The 25,010-nt window shown below is 64.3% G+C and carries 24 protein-coding genes, 1 tRNA gene and 2 pseudogenes; 14 read left to right on the top strand and 13 right to left on the bottom strand.

Annotated elements, in window-relative coordinates:
* Window positions 1–1,916 (top strand): BGTF surface domain-containing protein (locus DJ75_RS04555; protein ID WP_094522958.1); only part of this gene is annotated, 1,916 nt, incomplete at its 5' end.
* Between the two features lie 186 nt (window positions 1,917–2,102).
* On the opposite strand, the gene DJ75_RS04550 is transcribed toward DJ75_RS04555, so the two are convergent.
* The gene (locus DJ75_RS04550) at window positions 2,103–2,372 is read right to left on the bottom strand and encodes a hypothetical protein (protein ID WP_094522956.1); all 270 of its coding nucleotides are present in this window, start codon (window positions 2,370–2,372) and stop codon (window positions 2,103–2,105) included.
* 115 nt (window positions 2,373–2,487) lie between these two features.
* On the opposite strand from DJ75_RS04550, the gene DJ75_RS04545 reads away from it, so the two are divergent.
* Window positions 2,488–2,982 (top strand): HPP family protein, encoded by a 495-nt coding sequence (locus DJ75_RS04545; RefSeq protein WP_094522954.1) that lies wholly within the window; start codon window positions 2,488–2,490, stop codon window positions 2,980–2,982.
* A gap of 62 nt (window positions 2,983–3,044) precedes the next feature.
* Window positions 3,045–3,512 carry an OsmC family protein gene (locus DJ75_RS04540; RefSeq protein ID WP_094522952.1) on the top strand — a complete coding sequence of 156 codons (468 nt, stop codon included), beginning with the start codon at window positions 3,045–3,047 and terminating at the stop codon, window positions 3,510–3,512.
* A gap of 16 nt (window positions 3,513–3,528) precedes the next feature.
* Here the strand turns inward: DJ75_RS04540 and DJ75_RS04535 are convergent, their stop codons facing one another.
* Complete coding sequence (locus tag DJ75_RS04535) at window positions 3,529–4,671, bottom strand: zinc-dependent metalloprotease (RefSeq protein ID WP_094522950.1); 1,143 nt, start codon at window positions 4,669–4,671, stop codon at window positions 3,529–3,531.
* A gap of 93 nt (window positions 4,672–4,764) precedes the next feature.
* The gene (locus DJ75_RS04530; protein ID WP_141211973.1) at window positions 4,765–5,067 is read right to left on the bottom strand and encodes a hypothetical protein; all 303 of its coding nucleotides are present in this window, start codon (window positions 5,065–5,067) and stop codon (window positions 4,765–4,767) included.
* Between the two features lie 147 nt (window positions 5,068–5,214).
* Here DJ75_RS04530 and DJ75_RS04525 point away from each other — a divergent pair, with 147 nt between their 5' ends.
* The 3 genes from DJ75_RS04525 (at window position 5,215) to DJ75_RS04515 (ending at window position 6,977) form a co-directional block, all read left to right on the top strand.
* The gene (locus DJ75_RS04525; protein ID WP_094522946.1) at window positions 5,215–6,279 is read left to right on the top strand and encodes a M20/M25/M40 family metallo-hydrolase; all 1,065 of its coding nucleotides are present in this window, start codon (window positions 5,215–5,217) and stop codon (window positions 6,277–6,279) included.
* A 145-nt stretch (window positions 6,280–6,424) separates the two neighbouring features.
* Window positions 6,425–6,499 (top strand) — tRNA-Glu (locus DJ75_RS04520).
* A gap of 166 nt (window positions 6,500–6,665) precedes the next feature.
* On the top strand, window positions 6,666–6,977 hold the full coding sequence (locus DJ75_RS04515; protein ID WP_094522944.1) for a hypothetical protein: 312 nt from the start codon (window positions 6,666–6,668) through the stop codon (window positions 6,975–6,977).
* 191 nt (window positions 6,978–7,168) lie between these two features.
* On the opposite strand, the gene DJ75_RS04510 is transcribed toward DJ75_RS04515, so the two are convergent.
* Window positions 7,169–8,308, bottom strand: coding sequence for a nitrate/nitrite transporter (locus DJ75_RS04510; protein ID WP_094522966.1), 1,140 nt, complete (start codon window positions 8,306–8,308; stop codon window positions 7,169–7,171).
* Window positions 8,309–8,716: 408 nt separating this feature from the next.
* On the opposite strand from DJ75_RS04510, the gene DJ75_RS04505 reads away from it, so the two are divergent.
* Window positions 8,717–9,556, top strand: a complete 840-nt coding sequence (locus DJ75_RS04505; protein ID WP_094522942.1) for a winged helix-turn-helix domain-containing protein — start codon at window positions 8,717–8,719, stop codon at window positions 9,554–9,556.
* A gap of 130 nt (window positions 9,557–9,686) precedes the next feature.
* Here DJ75_RS04505 and DJ75_RS04500 read toward each other — a convergent pair whose 3' ends face one another.
* The 6 genes and pseudogenes from DJ75_RS04500 to DJ75_RS04475 form a co-directional block, all read right to left on the bottom strand.
* Window positions 9,687–10,823: a hypothetical protein gene (locus tag DJ75_RS04500; protein ID WP_249269157.1), complete on the bottom strand. Its 1,137-nt coding sequence runs from the start codon at window positions 10,821–10,823 to the stop codon at window positions 9,687–9,689.
* 887 nt (window positions 10,824–11,710) lie between these two features.
* Window positions 11,711–12,154: pseudogene (locus DJ75_RS04495) on the bottom strand (transposase); the annotation flags it as partial.
* A 56-nt stretch (window positions 12,155–12,210) separates the two neighbouring features.
* Window positions 12,211–13,083: a serine O-acetyltransferase EpsC gene (epsC, locus tag DJ75_RS04490; RefSeq protein WP_094522940.1), complete on the bottom strand. Its 873-nt coding sequence runs from the start codon at window positions 13,081–13,083 to the stop codon at window positions 12,211–12,213.
* A gap of 243 nt (window positions 13,084–13,326) precedes the next feature.
* Window positions 13,327–13,482 (bottom strand): annotated as a pseudogene (locus tag DJ75_RS18965) (PhoD-like phosphatase N-terminal domain-containing protein); the annotation flags it as partial.
* A 557-nt stretch (window positions 13,483–14,039) separates the two neighbouring features.
* Window positions 14,040–14,714 (bottom strand): hypothetical protein, encoded by a 675-nt coding sequence (locus tag DJ75_RS04480; RefSeq protein WP_094522938.1) that lies wholly within the window; start codon window positions 14,712–14,714, stop codon window positions 14,040–14,042.
* Window position 14,715: 1 nt separating this feature from the next.
* Window positions 14,716–15,348 carry a TlpA family protein disulfide reductase gene (locus tag DJ75_RS04475; protein ID WP_141211972.1) on the bottom strand — a complete coding sequence of 211 codons (633 nt, stop codon included), beginning with the start codon at window positions 15,346–15,348 and terminating at the stop codon, window positions 14,716–14,718.
* Window positions 15,349–15,681: 333 nt separating this feature from the next.
* On the opposite strand from DJ75_RS04475, the gene DJ75_RS04470 reads away from it, so the two are divergent.
* Window positions 15,682–16,296, top strand: a complete 615-nt coding sequence (locus tag DJ75_RS04470) for a deoxyribodipyrimidine photo-lyase (protein ID WP_094522934.1) — start codon at window positions 15,682–15,684, stop codon at window positions 16,294–16,296.
* 559 nt (window positions 16,297–16,855) lie between these two features.
* A complete protein-coding gene (locus DJ75_RS04465; RefSeq protein ID WP_094522932.1) occupies window positions 16,856–17,422 on the top strand; it encodes a sugar O-acetyltransferase in 567 nt (188 codons plus the stop codon).
* Between the two features lie 174 nt (window positions 17,423–17,596).
* On the opposite strand, the gene DJ75_RS04460 is transcribed toward DJ75_RS04465, so the two are convergent.
* Complete coding sequence (locus DJ75_RS04460) at window positions 17,597–19,009, bottom strand: amidohydrolase (RefSeq protein WP_254921877.1); 1,413 nt, start codon at window positions 19,007–19,009, stop codon at window positions 17,597–17,599.
* On the opposite strand from DJ75_RS04460, the gene DJ75_RS04455 reads away from it, so the two are divergent.
* From DJ75_RS04455 to DJ75_RS04435, 5 genes are all read left to right on the top strand, one after another.
* Window positions 18,968–20,185: an FAD-binding oxidoreductase gene (locus DJ75_RS04455; RefSeq protein WP_254921876.1), complete on the top strand. Its 1,218-nt coding sequence runs from the start codon at window positions 18,968–18,970 to the stop codon at window positions 20,183–20,185. The two genes, DJ75_RS04460 and DJ75_RS04455, sit on opposite strands and share 42 nt — an antisense overlap.
* A 176-nt stretch (window positions 20,186–20,361) precedes the next feature.
* Window positions 20,362–21,057 carry a PH domain-containing protein gene (locus DJ75_RS04450; protein WP_094522928.1) on the top strand — a complete coding sequence of 232 codons (696 nt, stop codon included), beginning with the start codon at window positions 20,362–20,364 and terminating at the stop codon, window positions 21,055–21,057.
* Between the two features lie 6 nt (window positions 21,058–21,063).
* Window positions 21,064–21,636, top strand: a complete 573-nt coding sequence (locus DJ75_RS04445) for a PH domain-containing protein (protein ID WP_094522926.1) — start codon at window positions 21,064–21,066, stop codon at window positions 21,634–21,636.
* A 261-nt stretch (window positions 21,637–21,897) separates the two neighbouring features.
* Entirely contained in the window at window positions 21,898–22,521 is a 624-nt protein-coding gene (locus DJ75_RS04440) for a peptide-methionine (S)-S-oxide reductase (protein WP_094522960.1), read from the top strand.
* A 185-nt stretch (window positions 22,522–22,706) separates the two neighbouring features.
* Window positions 22,707–23,849: an FAD-dependent monooxygenase gene (locus DJ75_RS04435; RefSeq protein ID WP_094522924.1), complete on the top strand. Its 1,143-nt coding sequence runs from the start codon at window positions 22,707–22,709 to the stop codon at window positions 23,847–23,849.
* 169 nt (window positions 23,850–24,018) lie between these two features.
* On the opposite strand, the gene DJ75_RS04430 is transcribed toward DJ75_RS04435, so the two are convergent.
* Entirely contained in the window at window positions 24,019–24,234 is a 216-nt protein-coding gene (locus DJ75_RS04430) for a hypothetical protein (RefSeq protein WP_094522922.1), read from the bottom strand.
* Between the two features lie 294 nt (window positions 24,235–24,528).
* On the bottom strand, window positions 24,529–24,906 hold the full coding sequence (locus tag DJ75_RS04425; RefSeq protein ID WP_094522920.1) for a YccF domain-containing protein: 378 nt from the start codon (window positions 24,904–24,906) through the stop codon (window positions 24,529–24,531).
* Between the last annotated feature and the right edge of the window lie 104 nt (window positions 24,907–25,010).

Here is a 25,010-nt window from a genome sequence, read left to right as displayed (position 1 = left end):
AGGGCGAGTTCGACGTGTCGAACGTCGACGACGGCGACGAGATCACCCTCGAAGGCGTCACCGGCGGCAGGTTGGACGCGGGGTTCTCGGGCGTCGACGACCTGTCGACGGGCGAGTACGAGTTCAGCTTCGACGTGACCGACACGTCCGCCGCGGACACCGCCTCGATCAGCGTGACCGAAGCGGGCGAGGGCGACCTCTCGCTCGCCGACGGGACGACGACCGTCGCGCAGGGCGACGTCGCCGAGGTCACCGTCGAGCTCGACGATACCGACTCCGGCTCGGTCGTGATCGGCGACTTCGAGGAGAACAACTATCAGGCCAACATCAGCGTCGAGGACGGCAATGACGACGGCGAAGTCACCGTGCTGTTCAACACGTACGCGGCCGGCCGCGACGACGGTACCGTCGTCGAGGCCGACGACGACGATGATGACGTCGACCTCGGCGGCGAGCGGGGCGACCTGGTCGACCTGCTCGACACGGGCGACTACGCCGTCTCCGCGAGCCCGACCGGGCTCGACGACGGCGACGCCGAGGACGCGATCGACGACGTGAGCGACATCGGGACGCTGCTCATCGAGGAGCGCTCCACGGGCGAGATGGTCCTCTGGCGCACCAGCGCCGACGTTCGCGACGACGTCGTCGACGTCCAGAGCGACGACGGCGACGAGGCCGCCGTCGAAGCGATCACCGCCGGCGTCGAGGACGACGTCGTGACGCAGACGGACACGGCCGCCCTCGGCGACCCGAGCGACGTGTTGGTCCACCAGATCGACGCGACCGGTCTCGAAGGCGCGCTCGCCGCACAGGGCGGCAGCAACGCGGAGGCGCTCGAGGAGTTGGCCTCGGCCGACGCCGTGTCGCTGACGTTCACCGAGCAGAACCCCGGCGCGAACCAGGAGGCCGTCGAAGCCGAGCTCGGCGACGAGCTCACCGCCGACGACCTCGACGTCGTGTACGACGACGCGAACGGCGAGTACTACGTCTTCGTCAGCGCCGGCGACGTCGGCGGCGAGGACGGCGACGAGTACGACGTCGACTTCACGATCGAGACGGCGCTCCTGACCGACGCCGACGAGGACGACAGCGACGAGGAGATCGAGGACGCGTACGAGTCGGCCGACGCGGCCTTCGACCTCGAGGAGGCCGACGGGTCATTCGATCTCGACCCCGTCCAGGTCACGAACGCCGAAGACCAGAGCGTCTCCGGCGAGATGAACGTCGCGCCCGGCACGGAGCTCGCGCTCCGCGTCCGCAGCGACGATGTGGCGACGGAGTTCATCAAGAACACCGAGGGGGTCGTCGTCCAGCCGGACGGCACGTTCTCCGGTGAGTTCGACTTCAGCGAGCAGACCGTGAACGACACGTTCACCGTTTCGACCCGCAACTCCCCGCTCACCGACGAGCTGGAAGCTGACGGCGAAGTCGTCGAGCAGGTGCAGGAGCCCGCAGTGTTTGAGGTTTCAGACCTAGACCCGACCGAGGCGACCGCGACGGCCGGCGACTCGGTCACGGTCTCGGCCACGATCCGGAACACCGGCGAGCAGGAGGCCACCCAGTCCGTCGCGCTCACGCTCGACGGCGAGGAGATCGACAGCCAAGACGTCACTCTCGCCGGCGGCGAGGACACCACGGTGGAGTTCACCGCGGACACGTCCGATTTCGACGCCGGCGAGTACGAGCACGGTGTGGCCACCGAGGACGACGAAGCGACCGGCACGCTGACCATCGAAGCCTCCGGTGACGGTGGCGACGGCGACGACGGTGGCGACGGTGACGACGGCGAAGACGGTGGCGACGGAGAAGACGGTGGCGACGGCGGCACCGACGACTCCACGCCCGGCTTCGGCGCGCTCGTGGCCCTCGTGGCCCTCATCGCTGCTGCGCTCCTCGCGACGCGGCGTACCGAGTAACGCAGCAGCGATTCACCACGCTCGCTAACCATCGGCCCTCGCGGGCCGACCCCTTGCGGTCTTTCTTTATTGGACTCACGCGCTCGGCGACAGCTAGCGTCGTCGCTCGCGACCGCACTGGCCGGAGAGTGACCGTCCGGGGACCGGCGATGTCGCCGATTCGGTCGCGTCGACCGCCACACTCCCTCAGCGCAGCCTGAGCACCGACAGCGCCGCTAAAATGAGCGGGAACACGGCGAAGAAGGCGAAGACGCCGGCGAACGTCCGCACGGCGATGAGCGTCGCGTCGCGCCAGCCGAGGCCGGCGAGGCGGCCCTCCGAAAAGAGGATCACCGCCGTCACGGAGCAGAACGCGAGCGCCCAGAGCACGGCCCCGATCCGCCGGAGCTGCGCGTCGTCGACGCTCGCGGTCGGCCCGGCGAACGGGTCGCCGCCGCGGGGCCGCGAGTCGTCCATACCGACTAACACTCGCGGATTGACATATATCGTTCCGTTTGGTAAGTCGATTGTCATTCGGATTTATCTCTCGGCGGTCGAAACGCCTACGGCCCCCGACTGCGTCGGCGACCGTATGCAAGCGCGTGACCTGATGGAGGCCGAGGTGAAGACGGTCGCCCCCGACGACGACGTCGCCGACGCGTTCAAGAAGTTCGCCCGCTACGAGTTCAGCGGCTTCCCCGTCGTCGACGACGAGGGCCGCGTGGTCGGCGTCGTCACCGAGTCGGACCTCGTCGACCTCTTCGAGCCCGACGACGAGACGCTGTGGATCCCGATCGGACTCCCCCCGTTCGTCGACACGCTCACGTATCAGGTGAAGGCGCCGTGGGGAGACCTCGACCTGGGCGTGGACATGATCCGGAACGCCGACCGCCCGATTTCCGACGTGATGAGCACCGACGTGGCGACGGTGACTCCCGACGCTCCGATCGACGACGTGCTCGACCTGCTCGTCGGCGACGACCCCGACATCAATCGAGTTCCGGTCGTCGACGACGACGGCCGGCTCGTCGGAATCATCGCCCGGCAAGACGTCATCCGGGCGTTCCGCGACAAGCGACTGGCGTAGCCGGTCTCTGGACGTGAGAACGCTCCCCCGCGTTGATATCCGAGCGCCGCGTACCGACGCGTATGAGCGACACGTCCCAGCAGACCGCGACGTTCGACGCCCGCACCGAACTGGAGGAGGGGACCCGGGTCCGCGCGGAGACCCGCCACTTCGAGTTCGTGATCGACGAACCGGAATCGCTCGGCGGCACCGACGCCGGCCCCAATCCGGTCGAGTACCTGCTCGGCTCGCTCGGCGGCTGCCTGAGCATCGTCGGCCGCGTCGTCGCGGACGAGATGGCGATCGAAATCGCCGAACTGACCGTCGACCTCGAGGGCGACCTCGACCCGGCGAAGTTCCAGGGCGCCGACGTCGACTCGCGCGCCGGCTTTCAGGAGGTCCGCGCGTCGGTTCAGGCGGAGCTGCGATCGGGAGACGGCGACCCGGTCGACGACGAGACCCGCGAGGAGTGGCTCGCTCGCGTCGAGCAGCGGTGTCCGGTGAGCGACAACCTCGGCGGCGAGACGCCGATAGCGCTCGACCTGTCCTGATCCGCGGCGTCGGCCGTCACGGGTCGACCCGCGTCAGCCACGCCTCGGGGTCGTCGAGCTCGGACGCGGTCGGGAGATGCTCGGGGCGTTCCCAGACGGCGCCCGCGGCCTCGATCCCTCGGGCGTCGGCGACGTGGCGGAAGAAGGCGGCGCCCCGCTCGTACTGGCGGCGCTTCATCCCCAGCCCGAGCAGGCGCTGCGCGAGCTGACGGATCGGCCCGCCGCCCCCGCGGCGCTCGTCGAGCTTGCGCCGCAGGTCGGCGTACTCGTCGTCGAACGCGCGGTCCATCAGCACCTCCGCGTACCCTTCGACCGCCGTCATCGCCGCCTGAAGCTCCGCGAACGCCTCCGTGTCCAGCCCGCCGATAGTCACCTCGCCGGCGGTGAGCCCTTCGACGCCGCGCTCGACGCGCGACTCGAGGTACTCCGGCAGCCACGGCGCCGCGCCGAACTCGGCCGCGTGCGTCACCTCGTGGAAGGCGATCCACCGGCGGAACCGGGGGTAGTCGACGTCGAGCGTCGCCGCGACGCGCACGATGTTCGGGTGGACGAAGTAGAGCCCGTGGTCCGCGTCCGGCTCGTCCGCGAGCAGCAGCGGGTCGTACTGCCCGAGCACGTTCCGCGCGAGGAAGCCGAGCGCGAACGCCATCGTCCCGGTGTTGGCGATCCGCGAGACGTCGCGCGAGAACGCGGCTATCGGACCGCCCGGGCCGCCGAAACCGTCGATTTCACCGGAGCCCCCGGCACCGCCGGCGCTCCCTTGCCCTCCGCCGAACGGATCCGGGACCCGGTCAAGCGGACCCTCGCTCGTCCAGTCGCCCTCTGCGGGCCGCCCGTCGCCGGGAGCGCTCGCCTGCCCCGTCGCCGCCGCCTCGATCGGCGCCATCACGTCCCGGAACGTGTCGACGCTCGCGTCGATCCAGTGGTGACGATTCTGCACCTCGATCTCGTCGGGCACGTCGAACGCGATCCCCGCGACCTCGCCGAGCCGCGTGCGGGCGTCGCGGACGTCGGCGGCGTACCCCTCACGCTCGCCCGGTGTGAGCGCGACCGAGCCGGGGTCCGTGCTCGCTTTCGCGGCCGCCGCGGCCCGGTCCCAGTCGACGACGCCGGTGCCGGACGCCTCGGAGACCGCGCGCAGGCTTCGGAGGATGTCCATACGAAGGAGACGGGTGCGCGCCTCAAATCGCTTGCGTCGGTTCGGAGACGAGCGCCCGCGTTGGTTCGGCGGCGAGCGCCCGCGTCGATCCGGTCACTCGTCGCCGGCGATGCCCGACGGGACTTCGTCGTCGCCGCGGAGCTTCACGACGCCGACCGCAATTGCGACGAGCGCGGCGAGCGCGAGCAGGAGACCGGCGACCGATCGCGCCGAAACGCCGCCGTCGGAGTCGTCGTCGGTGGCGTCGGCGTCCGCCTCCGCTTCCGCCTCCGCCTCTGCTTCCGAGTCGGCGTCCGTCGCGGACTCGTCGCCCGCATTGAACAGGTCGAACGGCCCGATCTCGATGTCACCGTCGCCGAGGTGGATCTCCAACAGCGTGACTGACGAATCTGCCATATCCCGTCGTTCGCACGGCAACGATTTAGGCGTGGCGGCGCGGTCGCCGGCGGCCGGTGCGGTCTCGTCGCTCGCCCGCCGGACGAATTCGTTCCGACGAACGCGCGGACCGGCGCTTTCTTGCCCGGCGTCCGGTCACTCGCGTGCATGCACGAGAGCGGCCGGACGTTCCTCGACGACCTGCTCGCGACCGCCAGTCCCTCCGGGTTCGAGACCCCGAGCCAGCGGGTCTGGGCCGACTACGTCCGAGGGTTCGCGGACGACGTCTCCGTCGACGCCTACGGCAACGCCGTCGCCGTCCACCGGGGCGACCCCGACGCGCCGACGGTCGCCCTCGCCGGCCACGCTGACGAGATCGGGTTCATCGTTCGCGACGTTCTGGACGACGGATTTCTCCGGATCTCGCGGATCGGCGGCGCCGATCGCACCGTCTCGAAGGGCCAGCACGTCACGGTCCACGCCGACGAGCCCGTCCAAGGCGTGATCGGCCAGACCGCGATCCACCTCCGGGATCAGTCGGATGAGGAGTACGAGGAGATCGCCGGACAGTTCGTCGACATCGGCGCGACCGACGCCGCCGAGGCCCGCGAGCACGTCGAGGTCGGCGACCCGGTCACCTTCTCGACTGACTGCGAGGAGCTGGTCGGCGACCGGATCGCCGCCCGCGGGATCGACAACCGCACGGGGACGTGGGCGGCCGCCGAGGGGCTCCGCCGCGCGGCCGACCGCAACGCCGACGCGACCGTCTACGCCGTCTCCACGGTCCAAGAGGAGGTCGGTCTCCGAGGCGCTCGGATGGTCGGCGTCGACCTCGAGGACGTCGACGCGTTCGTCGCCGTCGACGTCACCCACGCCACCGACAACCCCGACGTCGACCGCGAACGCCAGGGCCCGGTCGAGCTCGGCGCCGGCCCGGTGATCGGCCGCGGGAGCGCGAACCACCCGTCGCTCGTCGCCCTCGCTCGCGACGCTGCGGAGGACGCCGACGTCCCCGTCCAGCTGCAGGCGGCGGGCTCCCGGACCGGCACCGACGCCGACGCCTTTTACACCGCGCGAGGCGGCGTCCCGTCGCTCAACGTCTCGATCCCGAACCGGTACATGCACACGCCCGTGGAGGTCGTCGATCTCGACGACCTCGACGCCGTCGCCGATCTGCTCGCGGCCGTCGCCGACGGCGCGACCGAGTCGGCTCCGTTCGCCGTCGACGTTTGAGCGCCGCGTCGTCCCGCGTTCTCGGCCCGTCGGTCTCGCCTCGGTCGGGAGACCCCGAGTCACGGTAAACCGGCGCACGGCACCGTCGAAACGGAACTGTTTTACAATATCCAATCGTATCTGAAAATGCGTTAAACAGGCGTGCGCTCTGGTAGTGTAGTCCGGCCAATCATATTGCCCTCTCGAGGCAATGACCGGGGTTCAAATCCCCGCCGGAGCATCCTTTTGCCGTCGTCGTCCTGCGATTTCGAGCCCGTGGACTGATCAAAACCCAAGTGGCTCACCACTACTGTGACGCTGGCTGTCGGGACACCCCGACGCAGTACAGCGATTAGAAACATTTGCCCTGCAATCCGACTCGCAGGACGCTCACGGAGGGTCCAGCGATGGATCTGAGCGAGTTCGCCGTCGTCCCGGAACCGACCGCCGAGCGGCTCTCCCAGCGGCAACGCGTCGATTACCGGACCGAACGCGAAGCCGCGATCAAGTGGTTGCTCGCGTTCGGCATCGGCTCGAAGAAAGCGAACGGGTACGCCGAAACCACCGTGCAAAACCGCATTTACCGGATGGACCAGTTCTACCGATACGTGTGGGACACCGAGAACCGGTACACGACGGACGTGACACACGATCACGCCGACGCGTGGATGCAGGAGCTCGCGTACGCCGACTGTAGCGACACGCACCGTGAAGTGTGAGCACCCGCACTGCCCCGGGCATACCCGACACGAAACCTGCAAGGACTCACGTTCTCAGGGTGACCAGCAACAGCGTAGCACTCGCAGTTCCGCGACCCCGAGCCGAGAACCCCGACAAGGTCGGTCACGCCACGATCGGCAGGACCGACGATATCCAGCCACCCTCACCGTCACGCTACAGGTGATCGTGGTTACGCCGTCTCTGACTCCGGCGCGAACCACGCCAAGAGCGTTCCCAGCACTCCGAGGACGCCAGCGACGAGAAACGCCGTCTCGTAGTTCGACGCTTCGATGAGCCGCCCCGCAGCGATCGGCGCGAGAAACGCCCCTGCAAGGCCAACGCTCGTGAGGAACGCCACAGCCGTCGCGGCGACAGCCGGCGCAACCAGTTCACGGACGTACGCGAACACCAGTCCGAGACACAGCTGGATCGCGAACCCGGCAACAAGCAGCGCCGCGACCACAACAGGAACCGTTCGAATCGTTGTAAACCCCGCGATGACCGGCGTCGCCACGAGAAACGACAGCAACACGACCGGGCGGCGACGACCGCCGAACAAGATATCCGAAAGCACGCCGCCAGTCACCCGAGAAACCACACCCACAGCCGGAAACAGCGCGACGAGCGCACCACTCAACTCCAACGACAACTGCAAGTCCTCCGTGAGATACGACGGCGCCCAACTGTTCACGAACAGATACAGCGCGTACCCGAGAAACCCGAGCACGCCGACCGTCCAAACGCGGCGATCCATCACAACACGGCCAAGATCCGCGAGCGTCGGCGCCGCAGTCCCGGTCGCGTGTCCACTGCCGCGGCTCATCGGCCAGAAAATCAGTAACCCTACGCACGCGATACCCGTAAAAACCGGGAAGATCGCCGGCCATCCGAACTCCTCGGCGACGATGGGGCCGGTAACCTGCCCGATAGCGAACCCGACCGGCCCGCTCGCCGTGAACGTCGCCACGGCCGTCCCCTGCCTCGCAGGATCAAACGACCGCCCGACGATATCGATCCCCGCGTTCCACACGACAACGTAGGCAACCCCACCGAGAACGCGTGAGGCGACGAGCGACCAATACGCGCCACCGGTCGCGGCCCACCACCCCCACGCGCCGGCAACGAGCAAGAGCCCGACCGCCACCGCGATGGCGTACCGGGAGTTCGTCCGGTCGAGCACAACCCCAACGGGAATGCTCGCGAGAACCGCCGTCCCGAACAGGACACTCACGAGGAGGCCGGCCTCCGACGCGCTCACCCCTAACGACCCTCGAATAAGCGGCGTCACGCTCGCCGGGACGAGCTCGTACGCGGCAAGCGACACGGACATCAGAATCGCGCCCGCGAGCACCCCCCAGCGAGCACGGTCGCTCGTCACGGCCGTCGTCGCCTCACCCGCAGTACCTTCACCCGACACGCCCCTCCTGTTCCCCCCGCCGTCTTATCAACATGGCGCGATCCGTTCGACCCCTCGACCGCCGCACTGAACCGCTTGTCCTCCACCCGCGCTGACCAGCCATCTTTTCCGAAGCCAGTGGCGAATCAACCGGGGGTACCACTCCGTTACTTGACAGACACCAACAATTAAGTAGGATATTTGCCATATGCAGGTGATATCGGGTAGTTACCCCGCTGAGACGGCAACAGCCGGGGATTCGACGGATCCGCAGGCGGATGTTGGACGCGCAGCGTGTTCGCAGACGGGGTGGCCGCGACAACCACGATCGGGTGATTACGCATGGATTCAGTGTGTCAATTCGTCACGGCATCATCGATCCGGGAGGACATCGTCCGGCTGCTCGCGAACCAACCGCAGCCGACACCGAAACTGATCGAGAAGCTTGACGCCTGCCGCTCCGGCGTCTACAAAGAACTGGCGAATCTCAAACAACGCGGCGCGCTCGCCGAGGCCGAAGACGGCTGGCAACTGACCGCGTGCGGACAACTCGTGACGGACACGATCGCACGTCGGCAGGCGACCGAAGCGTTCCTCGACGAGGACATCGAGTACTGGCAACACCACGACCTCGAACTGCTACCCGACCAGTTCCGGCGACGGTTACCCGATATCAGCGAGTACGACGTCGTTCGCGGCGACATGCCGGCCGCCGACAAACACGTCTCCGCGTTCGTTTCACGAATCGAAGCCGGCGAGGAACCGGACGTCCTCGCCCCGGTCTTCGTCCGAGGCCTCGACGACGCCATTCCGGACGATCCAAACACCCGGGTGCTCGTTACAAGTGAGGTCCGCGACCGGCTCCTCGGGACCGTCGGGAGCGAACCCGAACGAGAGCGAGCGTTCCTGAACGCCCAAGTCAGAGTCGTCTCCGCCGATTTCGGCCTCGGTCGCACCGCCAACTCGCTGTGTCTCGTCTTCCCGAGCCGGGGTGACGGGGAGTGGCGAGCGACGCTTGTCTCGGAAACGAACGCGGCGATTCAATGGGGCGAGGAACTCTTCGAAGCGCTGTGGGCGGATGCAGACCCCATCGACGAGCCCGAGGAGGACTCGTTTGAGCTGACCGGGCGACGCGGCATGGTCGGCCGAACCAGATCCAGCGATTCACGGTCACCGTACTAACCGAGCGGCTCCCCTCGTCTCACCCTCAACACACCAACCGGTGGGCGCGGCCCGTCGCCGTCTGGCAGGCGCTTCGGGGCCGGCACCGCGGACGTGTCGCCGCACCTAGCCGGCTGTGTCATGCTGCGTCTCAGACGGTCCCCGGGATCCAGACGCCGGTCGGGACGATGCCCGCAATGTGGAGGACACCCACCAGGACCGTCCAGACGACGATGGAGATCGCCGGCGGGTCGAAGTGGGTCCGGCCGTGAGCGTAGAAGATCCGCTGCCCTACTTCACCGATCAGCGCGGCCAGCACCCCGAAGAGCCCGGCGGCGACCAGCGCAGCCCCGGCTGAGAGTCCCGCGAGGGCTGCGTCACCCGACGCGGTCAGAGCGACGAACACCGTCCCGCCGGCCAGCGTCATGTGGTGTGTCGCCGGGACCTTCTCGACCCCGAGGTTCAAGAACAGCAGCGACGCGGCACTGATCCCGAACCCGAGGAACGGACTCCCGGTCCGGAACGCGACGTACCCGGACGCGAGACCCGCCACGAGGCCGATCGCGGCCACTTGGTGCCACTTGTACATGTGTCCCAGCCACGGCTCGGTAGCCAACCACTCGGCTTTCGGGACGCCACCGTTTTCGACGCGGTTACCGCCGGCGACCGGCTCACCGCCGTCGGTGACCGCGCCGACCTTCTCGCCGTGTTCGAACGGGCTCATGTCGAGGATGTTACTGCCGCGGACGTCGCCGATGATGTCGTAGCCGAACGCCACCCGGTGGACGACTGCGCTGGCACAGATGGCCAGCGGGATCGGGTCAACCGGGACCAGCAGCTGCCGGGAGAGTTGCTCCACCGCGATACCGAACAGACCGAACACGCCACCGACCGCCAGCACGTCGACCTTGCATCCGAGCGCGGTCGCGATGTCCTTGCCGTTGTGGTAGCCGTCTTCGGCCCCGATGTATCCCTTCTTCCCGGCGTACGCCGCCGCGGCCGCACCCCCTGCAAAGGAGATGTGCGGTCCAAACACGTGTCCGAAGCCGATACCCACGAGTCCGACTGAATCACCTGTCGGCGCCCCAATGACGCCTGCCGCGGCGCCGGCGATGACGAGGAAGCCGGTGAACGCGAACGCCGGTAGCGCACCGATAGCCGCCCCGAACGCACCGCCGGCGAACGCGCCGAGCCATATCGGGGGGTCGCCGAGCGCGTCGAAGACGGCGTCGAACGACCCGCCGAAGGCACCCTGCAGGACCACCTCAGTGGTCACGTCGATGGGCATACTCACTCACCCCCTGCCTCATCGACCGTCGTCTGCCCATGGGGTTCGAGAGCCGTGTCGTGCTCTTCCCGTGGCGGTGTCCGTTCAGCTGCACAGTACCTCGTCCCGTCGTTTCGGGGTTCCCCGAGCACACGTGTGTGATCACGAGGCATACCGATATCATTGACAGACATACACATTAAATTACTGTCAATTACGAATAGACCTATAGAGCGCAGATAGAACGATTTACGCCGCGTACAACGATCTATTCTTCATAAAATTAGACACATATTATAAGCGAGAAGTATCGCATGACAACCACCACCGACGATCTACCACGAATGCTGTTCAAATGAACACGCTACACAGCACATGGACAGCGTAACCTCACACCACGTCTCAGCAACGACCCTCAACGGCATTCAATCGCTGCTCCTTCGGATCGCTGACCGACAAATCGCTTACAGCCACCACATTCAACCACACCACCGTAGTGACAACTCTCTATCCAGCACGCATATCAAAACTACCACACGTAGCGAACATATGATTTTATAGATAGCTATCAATGATATTTTATGGCAGTTATTTTTAAGGAAAAATTACTTGTCGCCATCGGTCTCCGCCGCGTCAGCGTCGGGTGAAGATGATCCCAACGGCTTAGTGAGAGGTGAGGTCCGGCGGTCGCAATTATCTGTGAATAAAACTGGGATAGACCAGCGGATAGCTCGATACGGCCAGTCAACGGGGTGACCGCACGTTTCTATAATCGACCGCCACCGTCTTGATCTGGGTCATCTGTTCGATAGTGTACTTTCCGCCGAGTCGCCCCTTTCCGCTTCGCTTGCCTGAGTGACCGCCGAAAGGGGGCGCGAATCTCCCAGTACGCGCTGCCGTCGTTGACGTTCACGAAACAGCAGCTCTACCTCCCACCGGCACCGATACAGGGTTGCTAGATCCGACGGGAGAAGCTCTTCTCGTGGGAGGTTCGTGATGTACGGGTGATAGTCGTCGGCGTCCTCGTTGCGGACGCCGACGACGCGGAATCGCCTCGTATCTAACGAGCGGGTGCCGTTGTACGGTTCCAGTTTGAACTCTACGTCCACTTCTACGTCGATACACGTGCGGTAGAGATCGTCTACAACGTTGTGGATCTGCTTTCCCTCCAAGCGAATGGCGTCGCCACGGTATTCGCGGAGTTCCTCTGTTATCACCGGGTTTGCGTTCTGTTTCAGTCGGCTGACGAAGTAGCCGTCATTCTCGCAGATCCGTGCCAACCGGCGGTGCCCGAAATCCGCCAAATCAAAGGGTATGAGCCGTCCTTGCAGCCTCGACCCGGTCTTGAACACGAGACGGCGCTTCGTAACCGAGTTGTGTCGCGTACTGTCCGTGAACTCCGAAGCCACTACCTGTTCGATTTCTGCTCCTGATCGGGGTGATCCGAAATGAACACGCTCGTGTCGTCCGGGACGTCGTCGGTCACCCAGGCGTTCGCACCGATGCTCACGTGGTCGCCGATTTCTATCGTCCCGAGTACGTTGCTTCCGGCACCGATGACGACGTGATCGCCGATGTCGGGATGACGCTTATAATCTTTCGCCAGCATGTGGTCCTCACCCTCTTCCTCCTCGAAGTGGAGTGCGCCGAGAGTGACGTTCTGGTAGATCCGGACCCAGTCGCCGACCGTCGCTGTCTCGCCGATGACGACCCCGGTCCCGTGGTCGATGAAAAAATACTCACCGATCTCCGCACCTGGATGGATGTCGATGCCCGTCTCGACCTTCGAGTACTCGGCGAGTTCGCGAGCGTACTCGAAGCTGTCCTCCTCGTAGAGGATGTGCGCCACCCTGTGGGTCATGATCGCGTGGAATCCGGGATACGACCGGATGATCTCACAGTTGCTCTTTGCTGCGGGATCGCCCTTATACGCGGCCTCGACATCCTTTTCGAGGGTCCGTCGAATCGCCGGCAACCGGTCGAGCGTCCGTTCGACGATCGCGGTCAAATCGTCTGCGTCACGATCCGAATAGGCCGTGATACCCGTGTGTATGCAGCTGCCGAGCTCGGTCAGGCGGGCACGAGTTTCGTCGGGATCGTCCAGCAGCTCCGTCGCGTTCCAGCATCGGGGAAACAGGAGCTGTTTGAGGAGAGGTGGTTCATCACGCAGAGAATCGCGGGGAGGATAGACCCGCGAGGTGTCACTCGGGAGGGACGATTCGCCTGCTCGATAGGACTCGACGAGCTCTTCGTGGACGTCGCCGGTGTACTCGTACGCCATCTGTTGGTGTTGAGGCTGGCGAGTAAAGTTAGTTCTTCCACTTCGCACGTGTCTGTTGATTTAGGGGCGGGATCCGTTTCGATCGAGCCGTGAACGCGGTCGACGATCTCGGAATGAATCCGACCGGTTCTGATCCGATCGACGGAGCGCTGGACGATGCTCACGAGACCGGGACGCTCGTCGAATTCCCGCCGGGGGACTACAAGGTTCGGACGGAAGCCGTGCTTTCCGGGTCGAAGAGCCCGCGTCGGTCGCCACCTGCACACCGAGCGGTAGCTCGGAATCAAAGGCGTTCGGCGCGATTCGCGTCCACAAAATAACGCCCGTTGGCGTCGGCCCACCGCTCGCGACCGACTGTGGAAAAGTACCGTCGGCGTCCGTCTGCTGGACCTCGAACATCGACGAGTCAGTCGCGTCAACAGTGTCCGCTGCGAGCACAAGCTCGTGTGACTCCAGTTCTGACAGCAGTTCAGCGTGGTCGCTCGACCCTCTTGCGGGTTCATCGCGTGCGCTTCGTTCAGTCATCGGCTCCGGCCTCTGCCACGGATGTATTCGTTAAATGACTCTTCACTGCTATCTGTCATGGCAGTGTCTCACATCTGCGCTGAGAAAAATTTGCTCCAAAATCATGGTATACTGACTACTGCCTCTGTCTTCAGCAACCGCTTCCTCTCAGTCCAAAGTCGAATAGAACCGTACACGCGACTGAGATCAGCCACATTGAGCTCGTTGGAGCAAGGAATACGAGATTTCAGTCCGTTCTACGGTACATGACGGGCGATGCGCACCGCGACGGGTCACTCTCGTTCGAGAGGCCTTCCGAGGATGAAGATGAAATGCAACGCGTGTACGACGCGGTGTTGGATGGGTCTGTCGGAGGGAAATCGGGTGCTATCTCGTTCAAACTTCAACGTACATCATCGAACGGTCAGCTGATCGCCCCAGCGCTCGAACGGTCAGCCGATCGGTCCGGCGACCTCGAAGACGAAGAACAGGTAGTACAGCGAGATCCCGACCAGAACGAGGCCAGTACCGACGTTGATAAGCCGGCGGTTGCCGGTCAGCGTGCCGAGTACGCGGTCGCGCCAGGGTTCGGAGACCACGGCGAACGCCAGCAGCGGGCTCGCCATCCCGACGCCGAACGCGCCGAAGTTCGCGATACTGGAGAGCGGATCGGAGAAGAGGAACGCCCGAGCGAAGAACACCGAGATGAACCCCGGGTTACACGGCAACACGATCGCCCCGAAGAAGGCGCCGTAGGCGAACGCCGACAGCGACGGGAACCGCGTCTGAGGCGGTTCGACCGTGGGGAGGGCGGCCTGCGGGTGTAGATCCGCGACTAACACGACCCCTAGCACCGCGAGGACGGCGAACGCCGGCGGCGAGACGCGCTCCACGACGGCCGTCAGCGACGTTTCGAGGAGCGTCGTGAACAGGATGCCGACGACACCCATGAAGGCGATCACGCCCATCGACACCAACACGCCGAGGACGGCGATCGGTGGCGCGTCGTCGTCCTGGTTCGAGAGGAAGGCCAGGAATCCCGGATACAACGGGATCACACAGACGGCCGACAGCGGCGTCGCGACGCCGAGAGTGAACGACGTTACGATCTCGGTAGCGAGCCCCATCTCAACACTCGTCGGCGGCCGCCTCGATCTCCGTGGCGGACTGCTGGCTTCCGGAGAAGAACTCCGCGACGCCGTCATCACAGGCGACGATGATCGGGGTGCTCGGGGCGTTGGTCACCGCCGCTCCGAACGCGTCGATCAGCGACTGGGTCATCTCCGCCGGCGCGACGGCGAACCGCCAATCGAAGTCGTTCTCTTCCGCGTGGTTCCGCACCTTCTCGGCGTCCTCGTTGGGATCGGTGTTGAGACTGACGACGGTGACCGACTCGTCCACGCGGGACAGCGACTCCGACTGGCGCTCGCAGTTCGGGCACCACACGGCGAACGACTGGATGGCGACCGGTCCCTCGAGTTCGTCGATACGAAACGCCTCATCCGTCAGAACGTCGGTCAACTCTGTCGTCCGCCAGGCGGTCGCCGATGCCTCTCCCGTGGACCCATCGGAACCCTCGCCTGCTGCGTCGCCGTCGTCGGCGCCGTCGCTGCCGGTGTCGCCGCCGTCGTCGGTCCCCGATTCGCCATCACTTCCCAGACAGCCGGCGAGTGCTCCCACACCGGTGGCGGCCGCGGCCGCGATGACCCGCCGTCTGGGGAAGCGATCGGATCGACTGCGAGTGGGATGACGCGTGTCCATGCTCGATGAGGAGGCCCGTCGGCAGTTATAGGTTGTTCAACATTCGTTCGGTTTCGTTCGGATTCGGACGTATCCGTGAGGAGACGCGGATCGCGCGATCGGCGCGCGGATCGATATTCCGGGCCGTCACGTGAACAGAAAAAATACTCTCAACACTACCGCGTCCGGTCGTATCTACACTATGATGATAAGCTTCAGCAGCCCTGCCGAATAGGGGACGCGTGTCTTGCACGGTTGTGTGCTCAGTGGGGAGGTGGGAGGTCCACCACAGGTTGAATCGTTTCGTTAGCCGGACGTCGCAACCCTTCTTACCGAAAGCCCCTATGAGTATGTGTGCAGTTGCATTGGCACCGTCGTACGCTTCAGCCAAGTCCGAATCCGGCGCTTTCGACCGCCTTCACCGCTGCTAAACAGGAGGATAGCCGTTTGGTGTCGGTGTTCGTGCTGGACGATGCGATCTTGTCACGGGCCGACGGGTTGGGAGTCGCGTTCATGCTCGGTTCGCTCCGCGAGCTTCGAGACTGGTACCGAGGCCATGGCGGTGATCTCGTGATACAGCACGGAGACCCGACCGACGTCGTGGGGCGTATCGCGAGGAGTATCGGAGTCGAACGAGTCGTGTGGAACGAAGACCACTCGCAACTGGCTCGTGGGCGTGACCGTGCGGTTCAGCGCGCTCTCACTCGCACCGGAGTCGCCTACACGTCCGTTCCGAACGAACAGCCGACCGAAGTGAAATCATCTACGACGCTGCCCTCGAACCCAGAGGCGTATCTGGCTAACCCGCACGATCTGGGTATTGAGACCGGAGCGGTGCCACAGCTCTCAGACCTTGGTGAAGACGAATACGACTCAGCGCCACTCACTGCCGGTACCGAATCTGCTCGAAAGCGATTACGAGCGCTGTCGAACGGAACGACGTATCGTCGGTGTGACGACACCGGATAGTACGTCACTCAGCATGATACGACACTCGACCGGGTCCGAATGAGTTCGCACCGGTCGTGTAATGACCGATGAGTGGGTTCTATCAGCCGCACTGATATTCAACATCGTCAAGCCACTTCCCGACCAATGTCCGGAGACGGTGCTTCTCCGTTCGCTCATTTAGATACGGTAACACATATTCGTGCTGACTTCACGCTCTGTATCGGTCCGGTGTTATTGGCAGACTTCGAGTCGTTGATTCGGGCGTTGCTGTATACACAGTGCGCCTCGGTCTCTGGGTGTAATAGTCCGAACGAGCCGGCCGATGAGTGGATGACTCGTGAATGTGTCTGTAGAAGTCTATTTTCCGGGTGAAGCCAAACAGTCGCCAATCAGCACGGAGCCAATCGTTCGGGATGATAAGCGCTGCCGGTTCGGCGAGGCCGACTCGTATCGTGCTCGATGGGTAACTGAGAGCTCGGTGAGGTAGACTCCTTCTCTACGTGCGTTCAGGTGGTACGCTGACTGTTGTGGGAACAGGGTTCGGAACGCGTATCTGAGTCGGTGATCATTCGAGGTCATGAGCAGTGAAAAAGAAAAAATGCTGAACGGGGAGCCGTACGACGCAGACGTTCCCGAACTGTTGACCGAGCGGGAACGTGCTCGCAAACTCGCAAGACGCTATAATCGGACGACATCGGACGACGCTGAGACGCAACGGAACCTGTTAGAGGAACTGTTCGGCTCACTTGGTGACGAATGCTACGTTGAGCCGCCGTTTCGCTGTGACTACGGATACAACATCCACGTTGGTGAGAACTTCTACGCGAATTTCGACTGCGTGATGTTAGACGAATGCCGGGTGGAGATCGGGCGGAATTGTATGCTTGGCCCGAGTGTGCATATCTACACCGCAACCCACCCGCTCGACGCGGACGAACGGATCAGCGGTCAGGAATATGCCAATCCCGTCACGGTCGGTGAGAACGTCTGGATCGGTGGCCAGGCAGTTCTCAACCCCGGCGTAACGGTTGGAGACAACGCAGTCGTTGCCTCTGGCGCAATCGTAACAGAAGACGTACCCGAGAATGTGGTCGTACAGGGTAATCCTGCAACGGTAGTGAAAGATCTTGAGGCAGACGATTAATTTTCGCCGTCCGTAACCCGTACCGAACAGAATCGGGTCGGCGTGCCGCTAGTTCAGGATGTACCCACACCACCGACACGCGCTGTATAACGCGAGACCCAACGAGACGGTATTGGAGCACTCCCTCAGCTGAGATCGTCTGAATAGGTGATATCCGGAGAGCGGACGGCTCGATTACGTCGAGCTTTCGTACGCGATTTTGCCGTCGACGACCGTGATATCGATGTCGATATCCGCGATCGACTCCGGCTCCGCGAATGGGTTCGCATCAAGCACGACCGCGTCGCCGAGTTTCCCTGATTCGAGTGTTCCTTTCTCGTCTTCGGTGAACTCGGCGTACGCCGCGTCCCGCGTGTATGCGGCGATCGCCTCGTCGACGGAGAGACGTTGCGTGTCGTGTGGTGCGTTGACCGAGTGGTGGATGCCGTGGAGCGGACCGATCGGCATCGTGTCGCTGCCGAACGCGAGCGGCACATCCGCGTCGCGGACGCTCCGGAAACGGTTGTTCCCGCCACGGGCCTCGCTCCCGAGGACGGTCTCGTAGATCCCGTCTTCGCCGGCCCACTGGAGGAAGTTCGGTTGCATACTCGCGACGATTCCGAGGTCAGCCATCCGAGCTATCGCGGCGTCGGTCGCCAGTTCCAGGTGTTCGATCCGGAGTCTCGGGTCCGGTACGCGGTAGTCGTCGAGCACCGCCTCGTAGCAATCGAGCACAGTGTCGACCGCCACGTCCCCCAGCGCGTGGGTGGCGATCTGCTGATCGGCTCGGGCGGCGGTCCGGAACAGCTCGCGGAGCTCGGACTCGGTCGTCACCATCGTCCCATCGTTGTCGGGGTCGTCGACGTAGGTGCCGGAGATCTTGTCGGTTCGTGCGCCGAGTGACCCATCGGAGAACGTCTTGAGCCCGCCGATCCGGAGCCAGTCATCGCCGAACCCGGAGGCGATCTCGAGGTTCGACAGCGACTCCGCCTTCCCGGAGTGCACATAAAAGGTCACGCGGAGTCCCAGCTCGTCGTCTCGCCACGCGCCGAAGAACGCTGCGTGGATCGGGCTGCCGAACTCCTGTGGCGCGGTGAGCCCCGACATGTTCTGAACCGACGTGACGCCGAGTTCGTGTGCCCGCTCGGTCGCCGCCGCCAGTGCGCGGCGGGCCTTGTCGCCGCGCGGGTACGTCGCTTGTTTCACGCGGCCGGCGGCGTCTTCCACGAGCACCCCGGTCGGGGTGCCGTCGTCGTTACGGTTCACGTCACGCTCCACACCATCGAGGTCGACTCGGTCGAGCGCGAGACTGTTGACAGCCGCGGCGTGGCCGTCGACGCGCATCGCCGCGACGGGGTGATCTTCGCTCACCGCGTCGAGATCGGTTCGGGTGAGGTGTCCGTCCTCGTCTGGCCACGTCGTTTCGTCGAAGTTGTAGCCGAGCACCCAATCTCCTGGCTCGGTTGTAGCCGCGTTCTCTCCGAGCATTGAGAGCGCTTCGGCGCGGTCGTCTGTGTCGGCAAGATCGGTCTCCAACTGATCGATCCCGACAGACAGGAGGTGCGTGTGGGCGTCGTTGAACCCCGGAAGAACGACCCGACCGTCCAGATCGACGGTCTGCGGATCTGTCGCGGCCGCCTCAACGGGTTCAGTGTCACCGGCGGCGGCGTGATCGGCTGTGCGGCCGCCCGCGAGCTCGCGCCGGACCATCGCGTACTCCTGCTCGAACGCGACCAGATCGCGAGCGGAGCGACGGCACGGGCAGCGGGTGAGGTGACGATGGAGCCCTCCTACACGGACTACCCGGAGATCGCCGATTACGCGACCGACTTCTTCAGAAGGTACGACGGAACGGGCTCGTTCGAGTACACCCAGACGCCGAGCGCGGAACTCGTTACCCCTGACCGTGAGGACGAGGCACGTGCGCGCGTGGACCGTCTTCGAAAGGACGGAGTTGAGGTTGCGTTTTTGGAGCCGTCGGAGGTCGAGGATCGGTGGCCGCAGATCGACCCATCATCGTTCGCCGGTGCGGTTCGGTTCACAGACACAGGTCACCTCGATCCGTACACACTCACGACGACGCTACAGTCCGACGCCGAGGCGCACGATGCTCGCTTCGAGACCGGGGTGACCGTAACGGAGATCCTCGAAGACGGCGAACGAGTCACTGGCGTCGACACCGAAGACGGGGCGATACGCAGCGACAACGTCCTCGTGGCCACCGGCTGGCGCGTCAACGAGTTACTGACTCCCATTCTGGAAGTTCCGATTCGACCGTACCGGACGCAGTGTCTGGTCTTGCGTCCGGACTCGTCGTTGTCCGACGCCTTCCCGATGGGGTGGATTCCCGGCGAGCACGTCTACTTCCGTCGCGAGGGGAACGGGGATCTCCTCGTCGGCGGCTGGTCGTTCGCCGAGGACGATCCCACGGCAGCGAGCGAACGTGCCGACGAAGCGTTCCAGGACCACGTCGCCGGCCTCGTTCCGCGGTTCCTCCGGGCAGATGGTCGCCTCCGTGTGGTCGACGGCTGGGCGGGAATCGACGGGGCAACGCCCGACACGCGTCCGATAATCGACTCGCCGGCGGACGCTCCCGACGGCCTCGTCATCGCCGCCGGATTCCACGGACGCGGTGTGATGTCCGCACCCGTCGCCGGGCGGCTCGTCCGGTGTCTCACGACCGGCGAGGATCCGCCAGTCCCGACCAGGCCGTTCTCACTGTCTCGGTTCGATTCTCGAAGCCCAGACTTCGAGTTCCTGAGTATCAGTGCCGGTGGGGACTGACGAACCACCGATCAGCAGTTTTCGCCGTCGTCGTACGAAGGGGCGTTGTTCGGACTTCGGGGGGATGCTCCTCCAGGACGCATACGGCGCGTGTTCGTCTCAAGCGACGTACTGAGGGACAGCGATCGCTATCGCCTCGTCGGGTTTTAATACAGTCATCTGACAAAGTGCCTCGCATGTCCGAGCCATCTACTATCGACCCTGAAACTGCCGACTGGTTAACCCTCGACGAAGACGAAGAGATCGTTTGGTCCGGAAAACCACACGAGAGCAGCTTGATCCCGGCGCTTGTCGTCGGAATCCCTCTCGCTCTCGTCCTCATCGGGTTATTCGTCATCGCCGGGACCTATCTCCAGCGCGAGAATACGCAGTACGTCGTGACGACCGATGGACTGTACAAGAAGACGGGGATCCTCTCACGTGACGTCCAGCGCATCGATTTCGGAAAGGTCCAAAACACGTCCTACAGCCAGGGATTCTTCGGCTCGCAGTTCGGCTACGGGAACGTCGATATCTCGACCGCTGGCGGCTCCGGTATCGAGATGCAGTTCCGGTCGGTCCCCGAACCGCGCGAGGTTCAAGAGCGCATCAACAAACGCGTGAAGGGCAGCCGTGGTGAACCGACGACGGAATCAGGTGAAACCACGCGCGACGTACTTGACGAGATCCTCGTCGAACTCAGAGCGATCCGCTCTACCGTCGAAGCACAACGGGAGACGACGGGAAACACATCGGCCACGACGTCCAACACCGGTAATGCGGCGGACGAACGACCGACTGGTGAAGGGAGCACCGGCCACAGTGAGTTCGCGAGTAGCAACCCGAGAGCCGAGAACGCTACCGCCGACGAAGAGTCGGCTGATGAACGGTAGCCAGCCATGACGGATTCGATAGATCCGGCGATCCCGCTCGACACCACCGAATCGGTCGAATGGTCCGGCCGCCCGCGGGTCACTACCGTCCTTCCAGCAGTCGTGGTCGGCGTTCTCCTCATCGTCTCCGGAATCGTGGTCAGCGTTGCCAGAGGGACCCCGCTCTTCCTCGCGGTCGTTCCACTCGGAGCGGCGATCCCGCTTTGGAACTATTTCGCTCTCCAAGGCGTGCAGTACGTGATAACGGAGGAAGCACTCTACGTGAAACGCGGCGTGTTGACCCGGTCTGTGACACAGGCGAACCTCGAAACCGTCCAGAACAGCTCCTTCGAGCAGGACATCACGGGGTCGATTTTCGGATACGGCTCAGTGACGTTCGAAATCGCCGGTGGGGACGACCTCTCGTTCCGGGCGATCGAAGACCCTCGTGCCATCCGGGCACTCGTCGATCGAACGGCAGCGAACGACGACGGTCTCGGTGGAGACGGTCGACGGGAATCCGGCATCCCCGGAGATCTGACGCAGTGGCGGCAAATTCGTGACGAGATACGAGCGCTTCGCAGCTCTCTCGAAGAGTAGTCGTTCGGGAAAGGCCAGAGAGTAGACGGTATCCCTGTGACGTGCCCGACTCGACGGGCGCCGAGTGAGCGTGGCGAGGAGACGAGCGAGGACGGACGGTCGAATGACCCCTTCCGGCAACTCACGACACCGAGAGCGTCTTTCCGCGGTAACTGCGCAGCGAGACCGACACTCAGCATATACGTCTGCGAGCCTGAATGGTGGTAGATGCGGTGGGATCCGCGACCCGCGCTTCGGCGACTCTCCAGACTGGTGACCCCGATGACGCTCACACAAACACAGATACGCGAGTACGACCGCCGCGCGATGGATAGTGCGGAGACTGCCACGGCGACGTTCGGGATCGGCTGTTTCTGGGGGCCCGACGCCCAGTTCGGTGCGATGGACGGCGTCGTTCGCACTCGCGTCGGCTACGCCGGCGGAACAAAACTCGATCCGACGTATCGCTCGTTAGGCGACCACACGGAAGTGGTGCAAGTCGAGTTCGATCCCGACGCGGTAGCGTATCGAGACCTTCTGAATCGGGTGTTCACGTCGCACAACCCGCAGCACCAGACGAAGAAAACACAGTATCAGAGTATCGTGTTAGCCGAGACGGAAGACCAACGAGCGGTCCTCGATGAGTTCCTCGCTACGCGAGGGCTCACCGCCGACGGAATCGGCACACGCATCGAACAGCTCTCGCGCTTCTATCCCGCTGAGGACTACCATCAGAAGTACAAGCTCCGGTCCGTCTCCTCGTTCACGGACGCGTTCGAGGCGGCGGGATACGGCGACGACGAGTTGCGTGAATCGCCGCTCGCTGCCACGTTGAACGGGTACGCCGCCGGACACGATGTTGCCATTGCCGAGGAACTACCGATATCCGACCGCGGGACGGCCTAGACCTCGCGAATTTGTTACCGACGGCCAGCGCCGTCGACGGAGAGTCGGTCGAACAGCGGACGCGGGTCGCCGACGGCGACGGTTCCGACACGGTCACGCCCGACGTGAAACGGCAAGCGGCGCGGGAAGCCACGCCGTATCGGCGGATCCGTAGGCTTTCACCTGTCACGCAGTAACGGACCAGTGTGTCTAACGAACGGTCCCATCAGTCCGGTTCCGGTCTCGACGTCCTCATCTCCGGCGGATCGATGGGGGGGCTCTTCACGGGTATTGCGCTCGCACGGTCGGGCCACCGTCCGACGATCTACGAGCGGTCGGCAGGTGCGCTCAAAAGCCGCGGCGGCGGGATCGTCGCCCAACGGAACATCCGACGGTTTCTCGGCGATCACGATCTCGTCGACCCGGAAGCGATCACGACGCGGTCTCACGAGCGCCGGTTTCTCGATGAGAGCGGTGACGTCGAACGCGCCGTGTCCGAGACGATGGTGTTCACGTCGTGGGACGCGCTCTATCGACAGCTCCGCGACGCCTTCCCCGACGAGCGATACCGGACCGGGACAGCGGTCACAGCCGTGACGCCCGAGACGGCGACCGTAACGATCGATGACGGGACGGAACGGACTGCCGACGTAGTCGTCTCCGCGGAGGGCGGCCAGTCGACGACGCGCGCTCACCTGCATCCCAACGTGGAACCGGAGTTCGCATCCTACGTCGCGTGGCGTGGCGTCGTCGACGAAGCGGCCCTTCCGGCCGGGTGTGTCGAGGCCTTCGACGGGACCTTCACGTTCTACCAAGGGACCGATCAGCTCATCCTCGCGTATTTCATCCCGGGCCCGGACGGCGAGACAGAACGAGGATCGCGTCGACTCAACTGGGTGTGGTACGACACGCTAGACGGGCGGGACCGGCGTGCGATATTCACGGATACGAGCGATACCGAACGACGGTTCTCCGTCTCACCGGGTCGGTTGCGCGAACCGGTGGGTCGCCGACAGCGAGAGCGCGCAGCGACGCTTCCGCCCGTGTTCGAGACGCTCGTGGGCGAGACGCCGGACCTCTTCGTACAGGCGATCTACGACCTGACGGTGCCGGCGATGGTCGCGGGTCGGGCGTGTCTGCTCGGTGACGCCGCGTTCGTTGCCCGGCCGCACACGGCCGCCGGGACGGCGAAGGCGGCTGGCGATGCGACCGCGCTCGCCGACGCACTTGCGAGCCACGGGTCGGTCGACGACGCGCTCGAAGCATGGGGTCGAACACGCACCGAGTACGGCACCACCCTCGTTGCCCGCGGGAAACAGATGGGTGACGTGCGGCTGAACCTGGACTGATCGGTGGCTCGGAGTGACCGCCCGAACGAGCGCCGCGCGTCACCGGTCGTCGAGCGGACCGGCAACGGGTAGAAGCCGACGCACTTACTCACGGGCCAGACGGGCCTCCGTATTCCGACCACCGACCCTATCCGCTTCGACTGGTTTCAACGGCGTCCAAAGTCGAACGCTACCGGTCTCTGAACTCCACCGTGTAGCCGTTCTCTCGAAGCGCTTCTACGAGGTCGTCTCCCCGCTCGATCTTGAATTCGTGGAACGAATTGTCGGGACTGTCTGCCGAATACAGCTCCGAGTCGATATTCTCCGGTATCTCGTTCTGATGGGTATTCTCTTGGACGACGACGGGTTGGCTGGGAACGCGCCCGGAACTGCTATCCTCTGTCATTTGAACACCTGTTGTTACAGCGAGACGGCTATTTGAATTCCGATTCCGGTTTCCGTCGAGACGGCTGTCTGACGCGATCACATCCGCCGAAATGGAACCGATGAATCGCGGGTCTGTCAGGCCCTCGGACCCCGGCGCTGTTGCAGTTCTCCGCTGGGGGCCGCCTTGCAAAGCGATGCTGAATACAGCGCGCATGCCGGTCACGTGGCCCGGTCTGTATCAGCGTCACACACAGAGCAGGCGGGTTGCGGCAGGCGAATCCGCATCTCGGCGACCGGGCAGCGACCGCCGGCGTCACCCGTGAAACCGGTACAGCGACGTGACGTACGGCAGCCGGTTGAGCATCCAGATCGCGACCGGGAGCCCCACGACCGTGACCGCGAGGAACGACGCCGCGTTCGCCCACAGCAGGCTCAGCCACCAGCCGACGAGGATGAAGTAGATCGCTCGGACGGCGAGCGAGCGTTGCCCCCGCGCCGACTCGGGCGCCGAAAGCGACCGCGGCTCCGCGAGCGTGAGCACCGTCGGCACGAGGTTGATCAGCTTGATGCCGACCGGGAGCAGGACGACCGTGACGTTGAGCAGCCACGCGGTGTTGACGACGATCGGTGTCGCCCACCAGCCGACGAACACGAACCACAGCGCGCGAACGAGGAGGGATCGTTGTGCCATTGCTCGGAATAGACCCCCACGTAGTAAATCCGTGTCGTCGATCCCGGCGGTCCCTGAAAAGCGGATCTTCCGTTCTACGACGCGGAGGTACACGAGACGACGAC

The organism is Halorubrum sp. Eb13 (assembly GCF_002252895.1).
GTDB lineage: Archaea > Halobacteriota > Halobacteria > Halobacteriales > Haloferacaceae > Halorubrum.
The sequence above is the reverse complement of the archived record's forward strand: the minus strand, read 5'-3'. Positions and strand labels throughout refer to the sequence as shown.